General features: G+C 61.5%; 18 protein-coding genes and 1 other RNA gene. 8 read left to right on the top strand and 11 right to left on the bottom strand.

What is annotated here, in order from left to right; all coding sequences use genetic code 11:
* Positions 1-188, bottom strand: a 188-nt coding sequence (locus Q0J74_RS05900) for a preprotein translocase subunit SecE (protein WP_297212066.1), incomplete at its 3' end; no start/stop codon positions are given.
* 41 nt (positions 189-229) lie between these two features.
* A complete protein-coding gene (gene rpmG, locus Q0J74_RS05905) occupies positions 230-394 on the bottom strand; it encodes a 50S ribosomal protein L33 (protein ID WP_009259908.1) in 165 nt (54 codons plus the stop codon).
* 315 nt (positions 395-709) lie between these two features.
* Between rpmG and ruvX the strand changes: the two genes are divergently transcribed.
* Both ruvX and Q0J74_RS05915 read left to right on the top strand, forming a co-directional pair.
* Positions 710-1,129, top strand: a complete 420-nt coding sequence (gene ruvX / locus Q0J74_RS05910) for a Holliday junction resolvase RuvX (protein ID WP_297212111.1) — start codon at positions 710-712, stop codon at positions 1,127-1,129.
* Positions 1,130-1,258: 129 nt separating this feature from the next.
* Positions 1,259-2,650, top strand: coding sequence for a DUF5808 domain-containing protein (locus Q0J74_RS05915; protein ID WP_297212071.1), 1,392 nt, complete (start codon positions 1,259-1,261; stop codon positions 2,648-2,650).
* Here the strand turns inward: Q0J74_RS05915 and Q0J74_RS05920 are convergent.
* From Q0J74_RS05920 to Q0J74_RS05945, 6 genes are all read right to left on the bottom strand, one after another.
* On the bottom strand, positions 2,601-2,969 hold the full coding sequence (locus Q0J74_RS05920) for a TSUP family transporter (protein WP_297212074.1): 369 nt from the start codon (positions 2,967-2,969) through the stop codon (positions 2,601-2,603). The genes Q0J74_RS05915 and Q0J74_RS05920 overlap by 50 nt on opposite strands.
* Complete coding sequence (locus Q0J74_RS05925) at positions 2,966-3,334, bottom strand: TSUP family transporter (RefSeq protein ID WP_297212078.1); 369 nt, start codon at positions 3,332-3,334, stop codon at positions 2,966-2,968. Before Q0J74_RS05925 ends, Q0J74_RS05920 begins: the two co-directional genes overlap by 4 nt.
* A 51-nt stretch (positions 3,335-3,385) precedes the next feature.
* Positions 3,386-4,102 (bottom strand): tRNA threonylcarbamoyladenosine dehydratase, encoded by a 717-nt coding sequence (locus Q0J74_RS05930; protein WP_297212081.1) that lies wholly within the window; start codon positions 4,100-4,102, stop codon positions 3,386-3,388.
* 59 nt (positions 4,103-4,161) lie between these two features.
* Complete coding sequence (locus tag Q0J74_RS05935) at positions 4,162-5,769, bottom strand: peptidylprolyl isomerase (protein ID WP_297212084.1); 1,608 nt, start codon at positions 5,767-5,769, stop codon at positions 4,162-4,164.
* A 161-nt stretch (positions 5,770-5,930) separates the two neighbouring features.
* A non-coding RNA gene (gene ssrS, locus Q0J74_RS05940) (6S RNA) lies at positions 5,931-6,131 on the bottom strand.
* A gap of 1 nt (position 6,132) precedes the next feature.
* Positions 6,133-6,444: a DUF1292 domain-containing protein gene (locus Q0J74_RS05945; protein ID WP_297212087.1), complete on the bottom strand. Its 312-nt coding sequence runs from the start codon at positions 6,442-6,444 to the stop codon at positions 6,133-6,135.
* Between the two features lie 208 nt (positions 6,445-6,652).
* Between Q0J74_RS05945 and Q0J74_RS05950 the strand changes: the two genes are divergently transcribed.
* The gene (locus tag Q0J74_RS05950; RefSeq protein ID WP_297212090.1) at positions 6,653-9,346 is read left to right on the top strand and encodes a transglycosylase domain-containing protein; all 2,694 of its coding nucleotides are present in this window, start codon (positions 6,653-6,655) and stop codon (positions 9,344-9,346) included.
* Positions 9,347-9,706: 360 nt separating this feature from the next.
* Here the strand turns inward: Q0J74_RS05950 and rpmB are convergent, their stop codons facing one another.
* The 3 genes from rpmB to Q0J74_RS05965 all read right to left on the bottom strand — a co-directional run bounded on the left by rpmB (position 9,707) and on the right by Q0J74_RS05965 (position 11,838).
* Positions 9,707-9,895 (bottom strand): 50S ribosomal protein L28, encoded by a 189-nt coding sequence (gene rpmB, locus Q0J74_RS05955; RefSeq protein WP_033116638.1) that lies wholly within the window; start codon positions 9,893-9,895, stop codon positions 9,707-9,709.
* A gap of 117 nt (positions 9,896-10,012) precedes the next feature.
* Entirely contained in the window at positions 10,013-11,470 is a 1,458-nt protein-coding gene (locus tag Q0J74_RS05960; RefSeq protein ID WP_297212094.1) for a M56 family metallopeptidase, read from the bottom strand.
* Positions 11,467-11,838, bottom strand: coding sequence for a BlaI/MecI/CopY family transcriptional regulator (locus Q0J74_RS05965; protein WP_297212096.1), 372 nt, complete (start codon positions 11,836-11,838; stop codon positions 11,467-11,469). Before Q0J74_RS05965 ends, Q0J74_RS05960 begins: the two co-directional genes overlap by 4 nt.
* A 135-nt stretch (positions 11,839-11,973) precedes the next feature.
* Here Q0J74_RS05965 and hprK point away from each other — a divergent pair, with 135 nt between their 5' ends.
* The 5 genes from hprK to tsf all read left to right on the top strand — a co-directional run bounded on the left by hprK (position 11,974) and on the right by tsf (position 16,663).
* Positions 11,974-12,930: an HPr(Ser) kinase/phosphatase gene (hprK, locus tag Q0J74_RS05970; RefSeq protein ID WP_363315559.1), complete on the top strand. Its 957-nt coding sequence runs from the start codon at positions 11,974-11,976 to the stop codon at positions 12,928-12,930.
* A gap of 125 nt (positions 12,931-13,055) precedes the next feature.
* A complete protein-coding gene (locus Q0J74_RS05975) occupies positions 13,056-13,556 on the top strand; it encodes an RNA polymerase sigma factor (RefSeq protein WP_297212099.1) in 501 nt (166 codons plus the stop codon).
* Positions 13,537-14,721 (top strand): DUF4179 domain-containing protein, encoded by a 1,185-nt coding sequence (locus Q0J74_RS05980; protein ID WP_297212101.1) that lies wholly within the window; start codon positions 13,537-13,539, stop codon positions 14,719-14,721. The genes Q0J74_RS05975 and Q0J74_RS05980 overlap by 20 nt, the downstream gene beginning before the upstream one ends.
* A 215-nt stretch (positions 14,722-14,936) precedes the next feature.
* Positions 14,937-15,671: a 30S ribosomal protein S2 gene (gene rpsB, locus Q0J74_RS05985; RefSeq protein WP_297212104.1), complete on the top strand. Its 735-nt coding sequence runs from the start codon at positions 14,937-14,939 to the stop codon at positions 15,669-15,671.
* A 77-nt stretch (positions 15,672-15,748) separates the two neighbouring features.
* Positions 15,749-16,663 (top strand): translation elongation factor Ts, encoded by a 915-nt coding sequence (tsf, locus tag Q0J74_RS05990; protein ID WP_297212106.1) that lies wholly within the window; start codon positions 15,749-15,751, stop codon positions 16,661-16,663.
* The last annotated feature ends 645 nt before the right edge of the window (positions 16,664-17,308 follow it).

Raw genomic sequence — 17,308 nt, forward strand, 5'->3', positions numbered from 1 at the left:
TTGGTGGGCCACTGGACCTTCTTCAGCTCGCTCTTCATCTCCTTGAACCACTTGCCGATCCGGGCGAAGAAGCCGGGCTTCGACTTTTTCTCAGCCTTCACGTCCTTCTTCTTGTCCGCCTTGGCGGGCTTTTCGGGAGCGGGGGCAGCCTTTTCAGCGGCCTGTTCCAGCTTCTCGTTTTCAGACATTCCGTTTAACCCTTCTTTCTTCTGAGCCATCGCAGCACTCATTACTTGGTTTCGTTGTGAACCGTGTGCTTCCTGCAGAAGGGGCAGTACTTGTTCAACTCAAGACGGTCGGGAGTGTTCTTCTTGTTCTTGTTGGTGTTGTAGTTGCGCTGCTTGCACTCAGAACAGCGCAGGGTGATTTTCACCCGGTTGCCGGCTTTCGCCATGTTCGGCACCTCCTTCATTGTTTGACCGGACCAACAAAAAGCTGGACCCGGCCCTTGGCCGAATCCAGCAACGGGCAGGCGCGCAAAGGCGCCCTTACCACCACGTTACGGTGCGGATTCGGCACATTGCCTCCCTATGTCCTCACGGGGAAGGGAAAGGGTTTCATGCGTCATCACACCGTAAAAATGCGCACAAAAAAAGAGCCCTTTTTCATAGGTAAGTGAACTATACCATACCGACCGGCATAAGTCAAGGACTTTCCCCTTGTTTTTTCCCCTTTTTTTCGGTATAGTGTACCGGAAGGAGTGATCTTGTTGCGTATTATGGCCATTGACTACGGCGACGCCCGGACAGGGGTTGCCATTTCCGATGCCACCGGCCTGCTGGCCGGCTTCACCACCGTGATCCACAGCCGCAGGCCGGAGCAGGTGGCGGCGGAGCTGGCCCGGCTGGTGCGGGAGCATCAGGTGGAGGAGCTGGTGATGGGCTTCCCCCGGAACATGGACGGCACCGAAGGTCCCCGGGCGGAGCTGTACCGGGCCTTTGCCGCCCGGGCGGAGGCGGCCTGCGGCTTGAAGCCGGTGCTGTGGGACGAGCGGCGCACCACTGTGGAGGCCCACAACATCCTCCACGCCTCGGGGAAGCGGATGAAAAACCACAAAAAGGCCGTGGACGCGGTAGCCGCCACCCTGATTCTGGAGGGATACCTGACCTTTAAGCGGACCAGGAGCTGACAATGCCGGGCCAGGGGCGGCCACCCTGCTGCCTCTCCGGGTGAGCCTGTCCGAGCTGCGGCCGGCGGGGCCGGATCGGGCGGCGGCACTGGAGCTGTACGGCAGGCTGTTTGACGTGGAGGGGTGCGTATGATTGCCAAACTGATTCTGTGGGGCAGCACCATCTGGCTGGTCCCGCTGATGTACTTTTTTCTGAAAAACGAGGCAAACTTCAAAAAGAACATCGCCGTGGGGGTGACCTTTCCCTGCGAGGGCCGCACCCATCCGGAGGTTTTGGACCTGCTGGCCAGGTTCAAAAAGGAGCTGGGCCGGACCTGCCTGGCTCTGCTGGCCTTGGCGGCGGTGCTGCTCCTCCTGCCGGTGTCCTTCGGCCCGGCTCTCACCCTCTTTCTGGTGTGGACGGACTTGTGTGTTGTTCTGCCCGTGGTACCCTATGTCCGGTGCAACAAGGCCCTGAAGGCCCTGAAGCGGGAGCTGGGCTGGGAAAACCGGAGGCGGCAGACGGTGGTGGCCGATTTGCGGGCAGCGGCCCGGCCGGAGGACAAAAAGCCGTCCGCCCGGGCCTTTGCCCTCCCCCTGGTGGCGAGCGTCCTGCCGGTGTGGTGGGCGTTGGGCCGGGGCGAGTCTCTGGAGGGGCTGATTCTGCTCCTCAATCCGGGCTGCGTGGCGCTGTTCTGGCTGTGCTGGCGCTTCGCCTTCCGCCGCAAGGCGGAGGTAGTGGATGAAAATGAGGATTTGACCGCCGCCCTTACCCGCCTGCGCCGCCGGGCCTGGCGGCGGTGCTGGCTGTGGGGGGCCTGGTTCATGGCCCTGCTCAGCTGGGCCATGCTGCTCACCTTTGACCACCCCCTGGCGGGGCTTATCCTGATGTTTGTCCTGTCTGCGGCCATGGTAGCGGCCATGGCGGGGCTGGAATTCCGGCTGCGGAAGCTCCAGGAGAGGCTCACCGCCGGCAGCGGCCGGGACTATTATGTGGACGAGGACGACAAGTGGCTCTGGGGCATGTTTTACTATGACCCCAACGACAGTCATCTGATTATCAACGCCCGGGTGGGGCTCAACACCACCGTCAATATGGCCCGGCCTGCGGGCAAGGTCATCATGCTCCTCACCGCCGCCATGCTGCTGCTCATGCCCCTGGCGGGGGTGTGGATCATGGGAGAGGAGCGGGCTCCGGTGACTCTCGCCTTAACAGACACCGCCCTGGTGGCCGCTCACGCCTCCAGCCGCTACCAGATCCCCCTGACAGAAATAGACGCCGTGGAACTGCTGGAAGCGCTGCCGGATATCCGCCGGGTGGCGGGAACGGCCATGGATACGGTGGACAAGGGCCGCTGGCGCTGCGAGGAATACGGTCCCCTCACCGTCTGTCTGGACCCCCGCACCGGCCCCTGGCTGCTGATACAGGCGAAGGACGCCACATATCTGGTGGGCAGCGGCGACGGCGGCGCCGGCGGCATCTACACCGCTCTCAGCGCCCGCTTGGCCGGGCAAACAGCTCCCGCAGCCCAATCAGGATGAGGAATCCCCCGAAGCACCGCCGCAGCAGACCGGTATCCAGTCCGGTGGCCGCCCAGGCCCCCAGGGCAGCGGCGGCCAGTCCGGCGGCAATGGCGGGCAGGAGGACGGACCTCTCCACATAGCCATTTTTGAAATGGGCGGGGAGGGAGGCGGCGGCGGCGGGCAGAAAATAGAGCAGGTTGATCCCCTGAGCCTGGGCCTGGGGCAGGCCGGCAAAGCCGCTCAGATAGAGAAGCAGCAGGGTGCCGCCGCCCACGCCGAAGCCGGACAGAATGCCGGCGGCGGCTCCGGCCAGCAGGGGGAGCAGCCACGCCCTCATCCCAGCAGGGTCCTCACGCCGCCGTAGAGGATGAGCAGGGCGAAGCCCCGGCGGAGCCAGGTCATATTCAGCCCCTTGAACAACCTGCCCCCCAGCAGCCCTCCCAGCAGCCCCCCGGCCAGGTAGGGCAGAGCGGCGGCAAAGTCCACCCCGCCCCGGAACAGGTAGATGGCGGCGGAGAGGGCGCACAGCGGCAGGATAACGGCCACCGAGGTGGCAAAGGCTTTCCGCTGTCCCAGGGCGCACCACCCGGCCAGCAGAGGGACCAGGAGCATCCCCCCTCCCCCGCCGAAAAAGCCGTTGACCGCGCCCGCCGCCGCCCCCGCCAGGGCGGGGCGGAGCCACTTCCCGTTTGCTCTGCTCAAAACACATCCCTCCGTGGCCTTAGTCTGCCGGCGGAGGGATGCTTTTATGCGCTATGTCTGGATTCCGGTCAGGGAGCAAATGACGTCCCCCGCCATCATCAGCCCGGCCACCGGCGGCACCCAGGCCACGCTGCCGGGGACAGAGCGGCGGCCGGGCGGAGGCGCCTCGCGCTGCTCCGCCGTCCGGGGAGGCTCCGGGGACCAGAGGACCCGATGGTGGCAGATACCCCTGGCGCGTAGCTCCTTGCGTACCACCCGGGCCAGGGGGCAGCCCTCGGTTTTGGCGATGTCCCCGATGCGGAACTGGGAGGGGTCCAGCTTGTTTCCCGTACCCAGGGCGGAGAGGATGGGAATTCCCCGGCTCAGGGCAGTCTCGATCAGGTCCAGCTTGCAGGACACCAGGTCGATGCAGTCCACCACATAGTCGTACCGAAGGGCAAAAAAGGCCTCCCTGGTTTCCGCCTCATATTTTTCCGCCCGGACGGTCACCCGGCAGGCGGGGTTGATTTCCGCCACCCGCTCCGCCATGGCCTGGGCCTTGGGCATCCCCAGGGTGGACAGGGTGGCCTCCACCTGTCGGTTCAGGTTGGTGAGACCAACGGTGTCGTGGTCCACCAGGGTGAGGGCGCCCACCCCCGACCGGGCCAGAGCCTCGGCGCACCAGCTGCCCACGCCCCCCAGTCCGAATACCGCCACATGGCTGGCGGCCAGCTTCTCCATGGCCGCCCCGCCCAGCAGCATTTCCGTTCTCAGAAATCGCTCGTCCATACGCCTCTCCTTTGAAAAGGGCCTGCCGCGCTGTGCGGCAGGCCCTTTTTGTCTGTGTCTCAGCCCACGTACTTGATTCCGCTGCCCTGAACGGCCTCCAGGCCCTCGGTCAGCTCAGTCAGCCAGTCAGTCTGGCGCTGGGTGCGGATGGCGCTGTCGGCGGTGTTCTCCCACACCGGAGCGGCCCAGTCCTGGAAGTAGATCACATGCCAGCCCTGCTGGCCGGACTGGGGGTTCTCCACCAGGGTGGTGTCCCCGCTCTGGCGGGCCTGGTCAAAAATCCAGGCGTCAAAGGCGTCGAACATCTGGCCCTTGGTCACATGCTCATACAGTCCGCCCGCGGTCTTGGAGCCGGAGTCGTCGGAATACTCCTTCGCCAGGGCGCCGAAGGATTCGGCGGTCTTGTCCCCGGCCTCCCACTGGGCCAGCAGATCCTCGGCCTCGGCCTTGGCGGCGTCCAGCGCCTCCTGGGTGGGGGTGGTGGACTCGTCCACATCCTCGGTGGTCTCGTCGTCCGCCTCAGCGGTCTCCGCCTTGATGAGGATATGGCGGATGTCCACCGTAGGCTCCTCCACCCGATAGCGGTCCAGGAACAGCACTACATAATAGCTGTCGGTCCCCTCGATAACGGTGACATCGCCGGCGGCGCGTCCCGCTTCCTGGAGCCAGCTGCCGTAGTCATAGTAGACCAGGGAGCTGCCCAGGGTACCGGTGGTGAGGGAGCGGTCGGGGTCTTCCGCGTAGCTGTCTCTGCTGCTCTCGCTGACATAGTCGGGCGCCAGCTCAATGAAGGCGGCCTCCCTGTCCTCGGCGGCCCGCACCGCGTCGGCAAACTGGTTGGCCTTCACCTCGGCGGCCTGCATGGCGGCGGCGGTCTCCTCCTCGGTGGGCTCCACGGTGTTGCCCTCCTCGTCGGTGGTCTCAGGCACGGAACCGTCCACCAGGATATAGCGGTAGTCATAGCTGTCCAGAGCGTCGGCGTTCTCCTCGTAGTAGGCGTCCAGCTCCTCGCCGGTGACCTCCTGCTTGTCCAGGTAGGCGTTCTTGTAGCTGTCCACCAGGGTTGCCCGCTCCAGACAGGTGCGGAAGGCGGAGGTGGTCATATACCGTCCGAAATTGGCCTTCAGAAAGCTCTCCAGGTTGGGATAGCTCTGCTGGGCGTAGGACTCATAGGAGGCCAGGTTCTCCTCCACCGACGCCTTGTCCTCTTCGGTGAGGGTGTAGCCCTCCTCCGCGGCGGCGTTCTCCAGGGCGGCGGCCTCGGTCAGTCTCTCGACGGCCTGCTCCAGGAAGTAGTCGTAATAGCTCTGGGTCTCCTCCTCGTCCACATACTGGGTGTGGAGGTCCGCTGTGGGGTCAAAGGCAGCGCCGCCGAACATGTTGGCGTAATAGTATTCCTCCGTCAGCGCGGTATAGAAGTAGTAGTTTACATCATTGACGTTGTAATCCCGTCCGCCCACGCTCAGGGCGGTGGCCCGGCGCTGGAAGATGCCGGAGTGCCATACCAGCAGAATCACCACCAGCACGGCGATCACAATGCCGATTCCGGTATACAGAACGGCCTTGCGCTTGGCCGCCTGCTGCTCCTTCAGCTCCTGGCGCTGCTTCTGGGTCAGGCCCTGAGCAAGGTCGCCCTGGCGCTGCTTTTTTTCTCTGGATGCGCTCATTGATAGCTTCAGTCCTCTCGATAAGTGTTCCTGCCATAGCAGGGGAACCATAGACAGTGAATTATTATATCGGAATTTTGTCCCGCTTTCAAGTATAAAAAACAGGTTTTACACTTTATTCAGTTTTGAAAAGAAAAACCCCACGAAACCTGAGTTTCGTGGGGGACCCCGCTCTGGCCGTGCGGATCCATTTAAAACCTGCACGCAATGGCAGGTGGGTTGCCTCCATGGCGCTTCGTCGCTTCCAACTTCCAGCCGACCTCGGAGGGGGCCGGGAGGCCTGCGGTCCACGTCATGAGTGGGGCATCCCGTTTAAGAGATGTGGGTTTAAATAAAATCCGTCACGCACCGAGCAGGAAATCGTCAGGACTCCTCCTCGTCGGCAAACAGAGCTTCCATAAACTGCTGGTACACCAGCTCCAGCTCCTCCTCGCTGTCCAGGGTGGAGAGCTGCTCCTCCCCATCCACCGTCACTGCCTTGAGGATAATCAGGCCGTATTCCTCATCGTCCAGGTCCACATCCCGGACCTCATCCCCCTCCTCCCCCTGAACGGCGGGAAAGAAGGCCATGTAGGTCTGGCCGTTGTACTCCAGGGTGTCCAAATGCTCCAGCTCAAATTCATTGCCGTCCTCATCGGTGACGGTGATGAAATCAGGGCCAAATTCTTCACTCATAACAGGCACCATACCTTCCTTTTCTTCGTCTATTATTGTAGCCTGAGCGGTCTAAAAATGCAAGAGTGAGACATGCCAAATTTTTTACCCTGCAAAATGTGGCAAAACAGGAAGGCGGTAGGGTGGACAAAGACACAGAACGTGCTATAATATATTTTGTTGTATTGTACCCCTCACCAACTTCCAAGCGAAAAACGGAGGTGCCATTTTGTCTGCAACCAGCAACCAGAATCCCCGTCCCGACCGGCGGCGGCGAGGGCCGTCTCCCGTGGCCGTGGTGTGCGCCACCATTGCCAAAATCATCGGGACGTTCCTGCTCATCGGGATCATCACCTCGGTGATCCTGGCCTGCTTCGCGGTCAACTATATCCGGACCGTCATCATTCCCCAATCCCATCTGGAAGCCAACTTTGTGATGAATGAAACCAGCACCATCTACTATCAGGACCCGGACACCGGGGCGTATGTGGAGCACCTCTCCCTTCACGGCAGCGAGAACCGGAAGCTGGTAAGCCTGAGCGAGATTCCCAAGCCTTTACAGGATGCCACCATCGCCATTGAGGACGAGACCTTCCGGGAACACCACGGGGTCAACTGGAAGCGCACCCTGTACGGCGTCTTTCTCATGTTCACCGGGCAGGACATCCAGGGCGGCTCCACCATCACCCAGCAGTTCATCAAAAACTTCACCCAGTACGACGACGTGACGGTGAAGCGGAAGATCCTGGAGATCTTCCGGGCGCTGGACTTTGACGGCACCTATTCCAAAGACCAGATTCTGGAGTGGTACCTCAACTATATCTACCTGGGGGACGGCTGCTACGGGGTGGCCACCGCCGCCGAGAACTATTTCGGCAAGGATGTGTCGGAGCTGAGCCTGGCCGAGAGCGCCAGTCTCATCTCCATTACCAACAATCCCACCATTTACGGCCCCAACTCCACCGTGCGTATGACCAATGCCGATGGGGTGGTCACCACCGGCCGGGAGCGGAACAAGCAGCGCCAGGAGCTGGTGCTGTGGAAGATGCTGGATTTGGGCATGATCAGCCAGGCGGAGTATGACGCCGCCATTGCCGAGGAGCTGAACTTCGTCCGGGAGCAGGATGAGAAGAAGCCCGGCGTCATCTACAACTGGTACGACGAGCAGGTGATCTCCGACGTTATTGAGGATCTGATGGAGAAGTACGACTATTCCGAGCAGATTGCCGAGGACATGGTGCTCTCCGGCGGTCTGAACATCTATGCCTGCGTGGATCAGAACATCCAGTCCATTGTGGAGTCGGTTTATTACAACCGGAGCAGCCTGGATCTGGTATCCAAAAGCGGGCAGGAAATCCAATCGGCCATCGTCATCATTGATCCGGAGGGCAACGTGGCGGGCCTGGCCGGCGCCCTGGGTGAGAAGGAGGGCAACCTGCTGCTCAACATGGCCAGCGGCACCTACCGGCAGCCTGGCTCCTCCATCAAGCCCCTGTCGGTGTACGCCCCCGCCCTGGAGTATGGGGTCATCACCCCCGCCTCCGCCTTTGACGATTATCCGGTGCAGGTGTACAGCGGCAAGGCCTGGCCGGCCAACTCCTACCTGCACTACAAGGGTCTGCTGAACCTGGCTCCCGCCGTGGCCGTCTCCTCCAACCCGGTGGCGGTACGCGCCCTGGAGCAGCTGGGCGTGGAGACCTCCTTCCAGTTTATGCAGGAGAATTTCCACATTGACCTGGTGGAAGAGCTGGTGGTGGGCGGCGAGATCAAGAACGACTACGGTACCAGCCAGCTTGGCCTGGGCGGCCTGACCAACGGCGTCAGCGTTATGGATATGGCGGCGGCCTATTCGGTCTTCCCCCGGGACGGACTGTATGTGGAACCCAAGACCTACACCAAGGTCACCCGGGAGGTGGACGGTGTGGAGGAGGTGCTGCTGGACAACACCGTCAGCGAGCCCGAGGCCGTGCTCTCCACCAAGACCACCTGGTATATGAACGAGCTGCTCAAGGGCGTGGTCAACGGCAGATACAGCGGCGCCACCGGTACGGCTGCCCAGCTCTCCGGCATGACGGTGGCCGGCAAGACCGGCTCCACCACCTCCAACAACGACCGCTGGTTTGTGGGCTACACCCCCTATTACACCGCTGCGGTGTGGGTGGGCTATCAGAATCCGGAGCGCATCTACAGTGATGGAAACCCGGCGGTATCCCTGTGGAAAAAGGTGATGGCGCCCATCCACGAGGGGTTGGAGAACAAGAGCTTCAGCCAGGCCAGCGGCACCAAGACGGTACAGATCTGCCAGGACAGCGGCCTGCTGGCCACCGAGGCCTGCGCCTCCGACCCCAGGGGCAGCCGCATCATCAGCGTCACCCTGTTTGAGGGGGACATCCCCTCCGAGCAGTGTGCCCTCCACAAGGAGGTGGAGGTGTGTACCGCCAGCCCGGTGGTGGACGCCAACGGGGAGGCCATCTCCGGCCTGTACCACCTGGCCGGGGAGTTCTGTCCCCGGGAGATTGACGAGACTCTGGGCATCACCGAGACCACGGTGGAGACCATCGGAATCCTGGACTACAGCCGGGAGGATGTGGCCGGCGCCTCCGCCCGGGACGGCAGCTACCTGTACAGCTTCCTGGAGGCGCAGGGCAGCTGCGACGTGCACACCACCGCTCCCGTTCCCCCGCCCACAACCCAATATGATCCCTACGCCTTTAACCGGTACGACCCGTCCACCTGGCCCACTCCGGAGCAGTGGCCCGGCTTCAACCCGGCGGACGAGACCACCTATCCCGACTACAACCTGCCGCCTCTGGAGACACCGGGGGGCGAAACCACGCCTCCCGTCACCGAGTCCACTCCCCCCTCCACCTCCGTCCCCACCGAGACGCCGCCGGCGGAATCTCAGCCGCCCGCCGGCGGATAGGCCACAGGCATCCAACAACAGCGGCCCCCGGCGCAGATCGGACTGCGCCGGGGGCCGTCAGCAGAGTTCCCTACCGCAAAAGAGGTCAGCCGACAGGCTGACCTCTCAGCTTGTCGAAAAACCTCCCCCGTAGAGAGCCTCGCAGAGTTCTGTCGCCCGCAGGCGACAGAATCAAACTGAAATTCGTCATTTCCGGGGACATGTGCCTCGGAAATGACACTTCACATGACGGATCGGGTGACTATTTCGCAAGAAATCGAGGCCGATCCGTCATGCAGCCTTTTGTCGGAAAAGGCCAACGGTCTTTTTCGACAGGCTCAGAGGTCAGCCGACAGGCTGACCTCTTTCTGATCTATGCAATTACACAGCGCGGGTGACCTTACCCGAACGGAGGCATCTGGTGCACACATAGACGTGCTTGGGCGTGCCGTTGACAATCGCCTTGACGCGCTTCACATTGGGCTTCCAGGGGCGGTTGGAGCGGCGGTGAGAGTGGGAAACCTGAATGCCGAACACAACGCCCTTGTCGCAAAATTCACATTTGGCCATTCGCTTATACCTCCTCGCTCGTCAGGATACGCTTTTTACAAAGCATCGAATGATATAATAGCAGAGGCAGGTGAAAATTGCAAGTGTTTTTTTCAAAAACGGCAAATTATTTCCCGCCTATTCCGGAGTGAGCCGGCTGTCCAGCCAGGTCCAGTCCACCTCCCCGGCCACCCGGTAGGACCAGGGGCTGTAGGGCCGGTTGACGGGGTAAATGTGCACCAGGTTGTCCTGCACCACCAGGCGGAAGTAGTCCTCCCCATCCAGGCGGCACTCCAGCCACAGCTCCTCCCCGCCGCTCTCGTAGGAGACAAAGCCAGCCACGCTCCGGAGCTTCAGACCCTCCACATAGTCCAGCAGGACCTGCTGGCTGTCCGCCCGGCAGAGGGAGCCGTTTCTGCTGTCGTGGAAGCGGTAAATCTGCTCAATCCCGGAAATCTCCCGGGTTCCCCGGCGGGAGAGGACCTCTTGGACGGTGCCTGCGTCATAGTCCAGGGAGACCAAGCCGCCGGTGAGAATGAGGGCGAAAATGGCCAGCCCCGCCACCCCGCTGTGCAGGCCCCGCTCCACAGGATGCAGCACCTGGCGCAGCCGGTAGCGCAGGGAAGCGGCGGAAGCGGACAGGCAGGTGGTGAAGCCCGCCTGCTCCCCGGCGGTGCGCAGCAGCAGCCGGGCGTATTCCTCTCCCCTCTCCTCCCCCGCCCAGTTCAGCACCTCTTGGTCGCAGTTCAGCTCCAGCTCCTCCGCCCCCCGGGCCATGGCGGCCCATACCAGGGGGTTGAACCAGCACAGGGCGGAGCAGAAGGCCAGGAAGAACTTGGCCGAGCTATCCCCCCGGCCGATGTGGATCAGCTCATGGCGGAGAATGAGGTCCAGCTCCTCCCGGCTGTAGTCCCGCTCCGGCAGCACTACCTGGATGGTGGAGGCGAACAGGCCGACGGACAAGGGAGCGGTAACATGGGGCGAGGTAACAAGCGGATACTTTTTCCTGCCTACACCCGCCCAATCTCTCAGATCCTGCCATAGTTTGGAGGTAGGGGGATCGGTAACAAGCCGGGCATCCTGCAAAATATGCCGCCGGAACCGCAGGTGGGAGAGGATCTTCCACCCCAGCACCCCAACAAAACCGGCCAGCCAGATGAGACAGATGATTGGCATGGCCCAGCCGGGGATGGAGAGCACCAGCAGGGGCCGGGAGGGCTGGATCAAGCTCTGCTGGGCCAGATAGAGGTAGTTGGGTAGCAGCCACAGCACCACACAGGTCTCGGGCCGAAGCCACCGCCGCAGCAGAGGGAGCAGGAGCAGCAGCACCCCGTCGTACACCGCCAGCTGCAAAAATACCTGGAACAGAATACCCGGCAGGACGCCCCCTTTTCCCTGTTGCTCCAGAACAGGGAAAAGGAGCAGCTCAAACAGCAGCAGCAGAGGAAGCAGCCAGTAAGAAAAATAAGGTGCATACCTGGACTTTTTCTTCCCCAGAGGGGTGCCGCCCTCGCTCCGCCAACGAAGTGCCACAGCAAATACAGCGCCGCAGGTCAGCCCCAGGAGCAGCCGATAAAACAGCCAGCTGCCGTTCATAGCCGTCCCTCCTCCAGCAGGGTTCGCAGCTCGTCCAGCTCCTCCCGGGTCAGGCCGCTGTCACACAGGGCAGCGGCAAAGGCGGGCAGGCTGCCGCCGCACACCTTTTCCACAAAGGTGCGGCTCTGGGCCGCCAGGTAGTCGGCCTGGGAAATGAGGGGGGTGTACAGGCTCCGGCGTCCCTCCCTGTCCACCCGGAGAAAGCCCTTCTCCCCCAGCCGGGCCAGCAGGGTGAGCAGAGTGGTGGGCGCCAGGGTGCGGCGGAGCCGGCCCTCCACGTCGCTCCGGGCGGCGGGGGGCTCACACCGCCACAGGGCCTGCATCACCTCCAGCTCGGCGTCCGGCAGGCGGCGCATGGTCTGATTCATCACGGCACCTCCTTTTTCTTTATTCTACAATAGTAGAAGATATAAGTCAACTACATTTGTAGAAGAAAGCGCTGGTTGCATTTTCCGGGAAAGAAATGGTATAATACCCCCAAAGGAAAAACCAGGGAGGCATGGATGATGGAAAGTCTGTACAGCGTCAAATTGGGCGAGCTGATCAAGCAGTTCAAGCTGGAGGTACTGCGGGGGGCGGCGGGCTACGAGGACCGCCCCATCCGCACCGAGGATGTGAACCGGCCTGGTTTGCAGCTCACCGGTTTTTTTGACTACTTCGACCCACACCGGCTCCAGGTCATCGGCAAGGTGGAGGACACCTATCTGGAGGGCCTGACTCCCGACCAGCGGCGGGCCAGCTTCGAGCAGCTGCTCAGTCAGGATATCCCGGCCCTCATCATCTCCCGGGGGATTGACCCCTATCCGGAGTGCATGGAGATGGCGGAGAAGTACGACCGCACCGTGCTCCGCAGTCAGGACACCACCAGTGTGCTGATGAGCACCATCATCGCCTCGCTGAAATCCTACCTGGCCCCCCGCATCACCCGCCACGGGGTACTGGTGGAGGTGTACGGCGAGGGCGTGCTGCTGCTGGGCGAGTCCGGCGTGGGCAAGAGCGAGACCGCCATTGAGCTGGTAAAGCGGGGCCACCGCCTGATTGCCGACGATGCGGTGGAGATCAAGCAGACCGTCACCGGCGGCCTGGTGGGGACCGCCCCCGAGCTAATCCGCCACTATATTGAGCTGCGGGGCATCGGCGTCATCGACGTGCGCCGCCTGTTCGGCATGAGCGCCGTCAAGGAAGAGGCGGATATCGACATGGTCATCAATCTGGAGCAGTGGAAGGACGGGGCCATGTACGACCGGCTGGGCCTGGAAAATCTCTATACCACCATTCTGGATGTGAAGGTCCCCTCCCTTACCGTCCCTGTGAAGCCGGGCCGGAACCTGGCTGTCATCATTGAGGTGGCCGCCATGAACAACCGCCACAAGAAGATGGGCTACAACGCCGCCCTGGAGTTCACCAAGCAGATTAACGAGCACTTTGACCAGGCCATGAGCGCCCAGATGAACAACTGAAACCGAAACTGCCGGAGCTGCCGCGGCGGACCCATGAAAAACCTGGGTTCCGCCGCGGCAGTTTTGTCACCTTTGGCCGCCCTGAAGTGTTTACTGGGTGAAGAGAAAAATAAGGAGGGAGGACTGTGGAACAGCAGGAAAGAGAGAAGCTGGCCCGGCGGTTGGTGGAGACCTATTCGGACCAGCTGCTGCGGGTGGCCTACTCTATTCTGAACTCTGTACCCGACGCCCAGGATGTGTGCCAGGAGGTGCTGCTCAAGCGGCTGGTCCATGCCGGGGAGTTTGAGAACCCGGAGCATGAGCGGGCCTGGCTGGTGCGGGTGACGGTGAACACCTGCAAAAATCTCCGCCGCAGCCCCTGGCGTACCCGGACCGTGGGGCTGGACACGGTGGCGGAGCAGGCATCCTTCCAACCGGAGGAGGGAGGCGTGCTGGAGGAGGTCCAGCGCCTGCCCGCCAAGTACCGGGAGGTGCTGGTGCTCTACTACTACATGGGCTACGACACCAACGAAATCGCGGATATGCTGGGTCTCCGGCCGGAGACGGTGCGGGCCAGGATGAGCCGGGCCCGGCAGAAACTGAGACTGGGATTGGAGGTACTGGGCTATGGCAAACTATCGGGATGAATTGGAGCAGATGAGATTTACCCCCGGGGAGAAAGCGGAGCTGACCCGCCGCCTGACGACGGGACGGGCGGAGACCAGACCCTGGCGGATGCGCATGCCCTACCGGGGCCTGGTGGCGGCGGTGGCGGCGGTTTCCCTGCTGCTGGGCGCGGCGGGGGCGGTCTCCCTGGCGGAGATATCCCCGGCCTTCCGGGAGCTGTTCGGCATCACCGACGACACTCAGGCTCAACAGCTGGGCGCAGAGCGGCTGGACCTGACCTTTAAGGATCAAAACGGCTCCGGGGCCTCCATCGCCATCCGGGAGGTGGTCAAGGATCAGGAAAAGGTCTATGTACTGATGGACTTTACCGCGCCGGCGGGGGTGGGGCTTCCCACGCCGGAGAAGACGGCGGACGGACGGAGTTTCTGGCTGGGCGAGGAATACGGGGAGTGTTCCGCCACCTTCTATGAGGACGAGGCGTGCGCCCAGCAGGTAAATCCCCGCAGCTGGGGCTGGGCCTTCCAGGTGGTGGACGACCCGGACCCCGCCGACCAGGTGATCCCCCTGATGTTCCAGATCATTTCGGATGAGACCCTCCCGGAGGAGGCGGCCTGGCTCCGGGTCACCCACCTGTCCAACCTCTGGGCGCTGAAGGACGGAAAGGAGTACTCTGTGCTGTCCGGGATGGACTTTACCCTGACCGTACCCATCGAGACCACGGCGGAGATCTACTCCTTTGAGGGGCGCTGCGGCGTCAATCTGAACGGGGTCACCCTGGCGGCGGCGGAGAATCTGACCATTTCTCCCATCAGCGTGGCCATGGACCTGGTGATCCCCGACGGAGATGCCTATGACGCCGCCTTTGCTCAGAACGGCCCCTGGCAGATGTATGTGCTGCTGGAGGACGGCACCATGGTGCAGACCCGGTTCGAGAAGGGGGGCGGCGTCCAGGACGTCTTCCATGACGAGGCCGGGCAGACCTTCTTCCGGGCAGACCACGTCCGCTTTGAACTGGAATCCCCCATCGACGTGGGCCAGATCAAGGACCTGGTCTTTGTGGGCGACAACAGCCTGCTGTACGGCGAGGAGGAGCCCGACGGGATGACCCATTTCCGCTTTAGCCCCCACTATTTCCGCAACGAGACCTACTGGAATGAGGTCAGTGACCTCTGGAGACAGGACTGAGATCATTCCACGCGGGAGGCCCGGAGATTTCCGGGCCTTCTTTTTTGCACTGAAAGTGAAAAAAACCTTGCAAAATGGGAAAGACTGTGGTATTATACCAGGGCATGTGATTACGCACATCCGTGGACGGAGGGCCAGGTGCTCCTGAGAACAGGGGTTGGCCGGCTTCGGAGGAAGCGGATGGAGGAATCAACAAATAAAGGAGGAATTACCCCATGGCAGTCGTATCTATGAAGCAGCTTCTCGAGGCGGGCGTTCACTTCGGTCATCAGACCCGCCGCTGGAACCCCAAGATGGCCACCTATATCTACACCGAGCGCAACGGCATCTATATCATCGACCTGCAGAAGACCGTGAAGAAGCTGGAGGAGGCCTACAACTTCGTCCGCTCCCTGGGCGAGTCCGGCCAGACCCTGCTCTTCGTGGGCACCAAGAAGCAGGCCCAGGAGGCCATCAAGGAAGAGGCCACCCGCTGCGGCGGCTACTATGTCAACGCCCGCTGGCTGGGCGGCATGCTCACCAACTTCAAGACCATGCGGGGCCGCGTGGACCGTCTGAACCAGCTGAAGAAGATGCAGGAGGACGGCACCTTCGACATGCTGCCCAAGAAGGAAGTCATGAAGCACCTGGGCGAGATCGCCAAGCTGGAGAAGTACCTGGGCGGCGTGGTGGAGATGCGCAAGCTCCCCGGCGCGCTGTTCGTGGTGGACCCCCGCAAGGAGCGCAACGCCATCAACGAGGCCCGCAAGCTGCACATCCCCATCGTGGCCATCGTGGACACCAACTGCGACCCCGACGAGATCGACTATGTGATTCCCGGCAACGATGACGCCATCCGCGCCATCAAGCTCATCTCCGGCGTGATGGCCAACGCCATCCAGGAGGGCAAGCAGGGTCAGGACGCTGCCGAGGCTTCCGCCGAGAAGGAAGCCGAGGCCGACGCCGAGTAATCTGAAACGTGCTTTGGAGCGCCCGCCCGCGCGGGCGGGCGCTCCCTTTTGAGATTTAAAATGGAGGTAATGTCATCATGGCAATCACTGCGAAAGACGTACAGGCCCTGCGGGAAATGACCGGCGTGGGCATGATGGACTGCAAGAAGGCCCTCACCGAGGCCGAGGGCAACATGGACAAGGCCGTTGAGATCCTGCGGGAGAAGGGCCTGGCCGCCTCCCAGAAGAAGGCCGGCCGCATCGCCGCCGAGGGCATGGCTTACGCCGCCGTTGTGGACGGCGTGGGCGTGGTGGTTGAGGTCAACGCCGAGACCGACTTCGTGGGCAAGAACGAGAAGTTTGTGGACTTCGTGAAGGGCGTGGCCGCCGTGGTGGCCGCCAACAAGCCCGCCGACCTGGATGCCCTGATGGCCCTGCCCTACGGCAACGGCCGCTCCGTGCAGGAGGAGCAGCAGGAGATGGTGCTGGTCATCGGTGAGAACATCAAGGTCCGCCGCTTTGCCTTCTTTACCGACGGCATCTCCGTCCCCTACGTCCACGCCGGCGGCAAGATCGGCGTGCTGGTGAACCTGGAGACCAGCCTGAACGCCGAGCAGGTGGAGACCGTGGGCAAGGACGTGGCCATGCAGATCGCCGCTCTGAACCCCCGCTTCTGGGATAAGAGCCAGGTGGACGAGTCCACGCTGGAGGAGGAGAAGAAGATCCTGCTGGTGCAGATGGCCAACGACCCCAAGATGGCTTCCAAGCCCGACAAGGTGAAGGAGGGCATCGTGGCCGGCAAGATGGGCAAGTTCTACAAGGAGAACTGCCTGCTGCAGCAGGAGTTCGTGAAGGACAACTCCATGAGCGTGGAGCAGTATATCGCCTCTGCCGCCAAGGCCCTGGGCGGCACCGTCACCTTCAAGAACGCCGTCCGCTTCGAGAAGGGCGAGGGCATCGAGAAGAAGCAGGAGAACTTCGCCGAGGAGATTGCCAAGCAGCTGGGCAAGTAAGCCTGTACTTGTCCCCCCGCAAACAAGCACATTGTCCCTAAATAATGACTCACAAAAGAGCCCGAGGAAATTCGTTTCCCCGGGCTCTTTTTTTATTTATTTTCTGTTTTTAGCCCGGTTTTATCTTGATTCTGACTTTTACCGAACTTTTTCGGAAAAAGAATTGTCGAGCAGCTTGTGGTCAAAATGGTTGGACAAACGACCAGGTTGGAGTGGGACGACCACATGGTATCTAAGGAAAATGGCAATTAACTCAAAAAATTGACAGCGAAATTTGAATTAAATGAAAAATTTGCGGGTAGTATCATCAAATTTTTGATTTAATTCAATTTTTGGACGCAAAATTTTGAGCTAATTCCGTGCCATCATCAAAATTTTGAGTTAATTCAAAAAATTAAGATAAAAATTTGCTGATATAGAAAACTGATGGAGATATAAGCCACTGGGGAAACAAACTTTTTGGGGAGGGGTGTCGTATGGAACGCTTAGGTGAGCGCACACGAGACATCCGATTTTACAGTAACAAGAACGGAGATATCGTATGCCTGCACAGTAAGTGGGCGAGGAATTAACACAGTCTTTGGAGTGGGTACACAGATGTCGGGTGGGGCAGTTGGCACAGATCTTCGGGTCGCTTCGGTACTC

Origin of the sequence: uncultured Flavonifractor sp., assembly GCF_944387675.1 — a bacterium.
Taxonomy (GTDB): domain Bacteria; phylum Bacillota; class Clostridia; order Oscillospirales; family Oscillospiraceae; genus Flavonifractor.

Bases quoted from the DNA above. Each gene is read 5' to 3' on its own strand.
- rpmG (WP_009259908.1), bottom strand. From the start codon at position 394: ATGGCGAAAGCCGGCAACCGGGTGAAAATCACCCTGCGCTGTTCTGAG.
- Q0J74_RS05915 (WP_297212071.1), top strand. From the start codon at position 1,259: ATGATTGCCAAACTGATTCTGTGGGGCAGCACCATCTGGCTGGTCCCG.
- Q0J74_RS05920 (WP_297212074.1), bottom strand. From the start codon at position 2,969: ATGAGGGCGTGGCTGCTCCCCCTGCTGGCCGGAGCCGCCGCCGGCATT.
- Q0J74_RS05930 (WP_297212081.1), bottom strand. From the start codon at position 4,102: ATGGACGAGCGATTTCTGAGAACGGAAATGCTGCTGGGCGGGGCGGCC.
- Q0J74_RS05935 (WP_297212084.1), bottom strand. From the start codon at position 5,769: ATGAGCGCATCCAGAGAAAAAAAGCAGCGCCAGGGCGACCTTGCTCAG.
- Q0J74_RS05945 (WP_297212087.1), bottom strand. From the start codon at position 6,444: ATGAGTGAAGAATTTGGCCCTGATTTCATCACCGTCACCGATGAGGAC.
- rpmB (WP_033116638.1), bottom strand. From the start codon at position 9,895: ATGGCCAAATGTGAATTTTGCGACAAGGGCGTTGTGTTCGGCATTCAG.
- Q0J74_RS05960 (WP_297212094.1), bottom strand. From the start codon at position 11,470: ATGAACGGCAGCTGGCTGTTTTATCGGCTGCTCCTGGGGCTGACCTGC.
- Q0J74_RS05965 (WP_297212096.1), bottom strand. From the start codon at position 11,838: ATGAATCAGACCATGCGCCGCCTGCCGGACGCCGAGCTGGAGGTGATG.
- hprK (WP_363315559.1), top strand. From the start codon at position 11,974: ATGATGGAAAGTCTGTACAGCGTCAAATTGGGCGAGCTGATCAAGCAG.
- Q0J74_RS05980 (WP_297212101.1), top strand. From the start codon at position 13,537: ATGGCAAACTATCGGGATGAATTGGAGCAGATGAGATTTACCCCCGGG.
- rpsB (WP_297212104.1), top strand. From the start codon at position 14,937: ATGGCAGTCGTATCTATGAAGCAGCTTCTCGAGGCGGGCGTTCACTTC.
- tsf (WP_297212106.1), top strand. From the start codon at position 15,749: ATGGCAATCACTGCGAAAGACGTACAGGCCCTGCGGGAAATGACCGGC.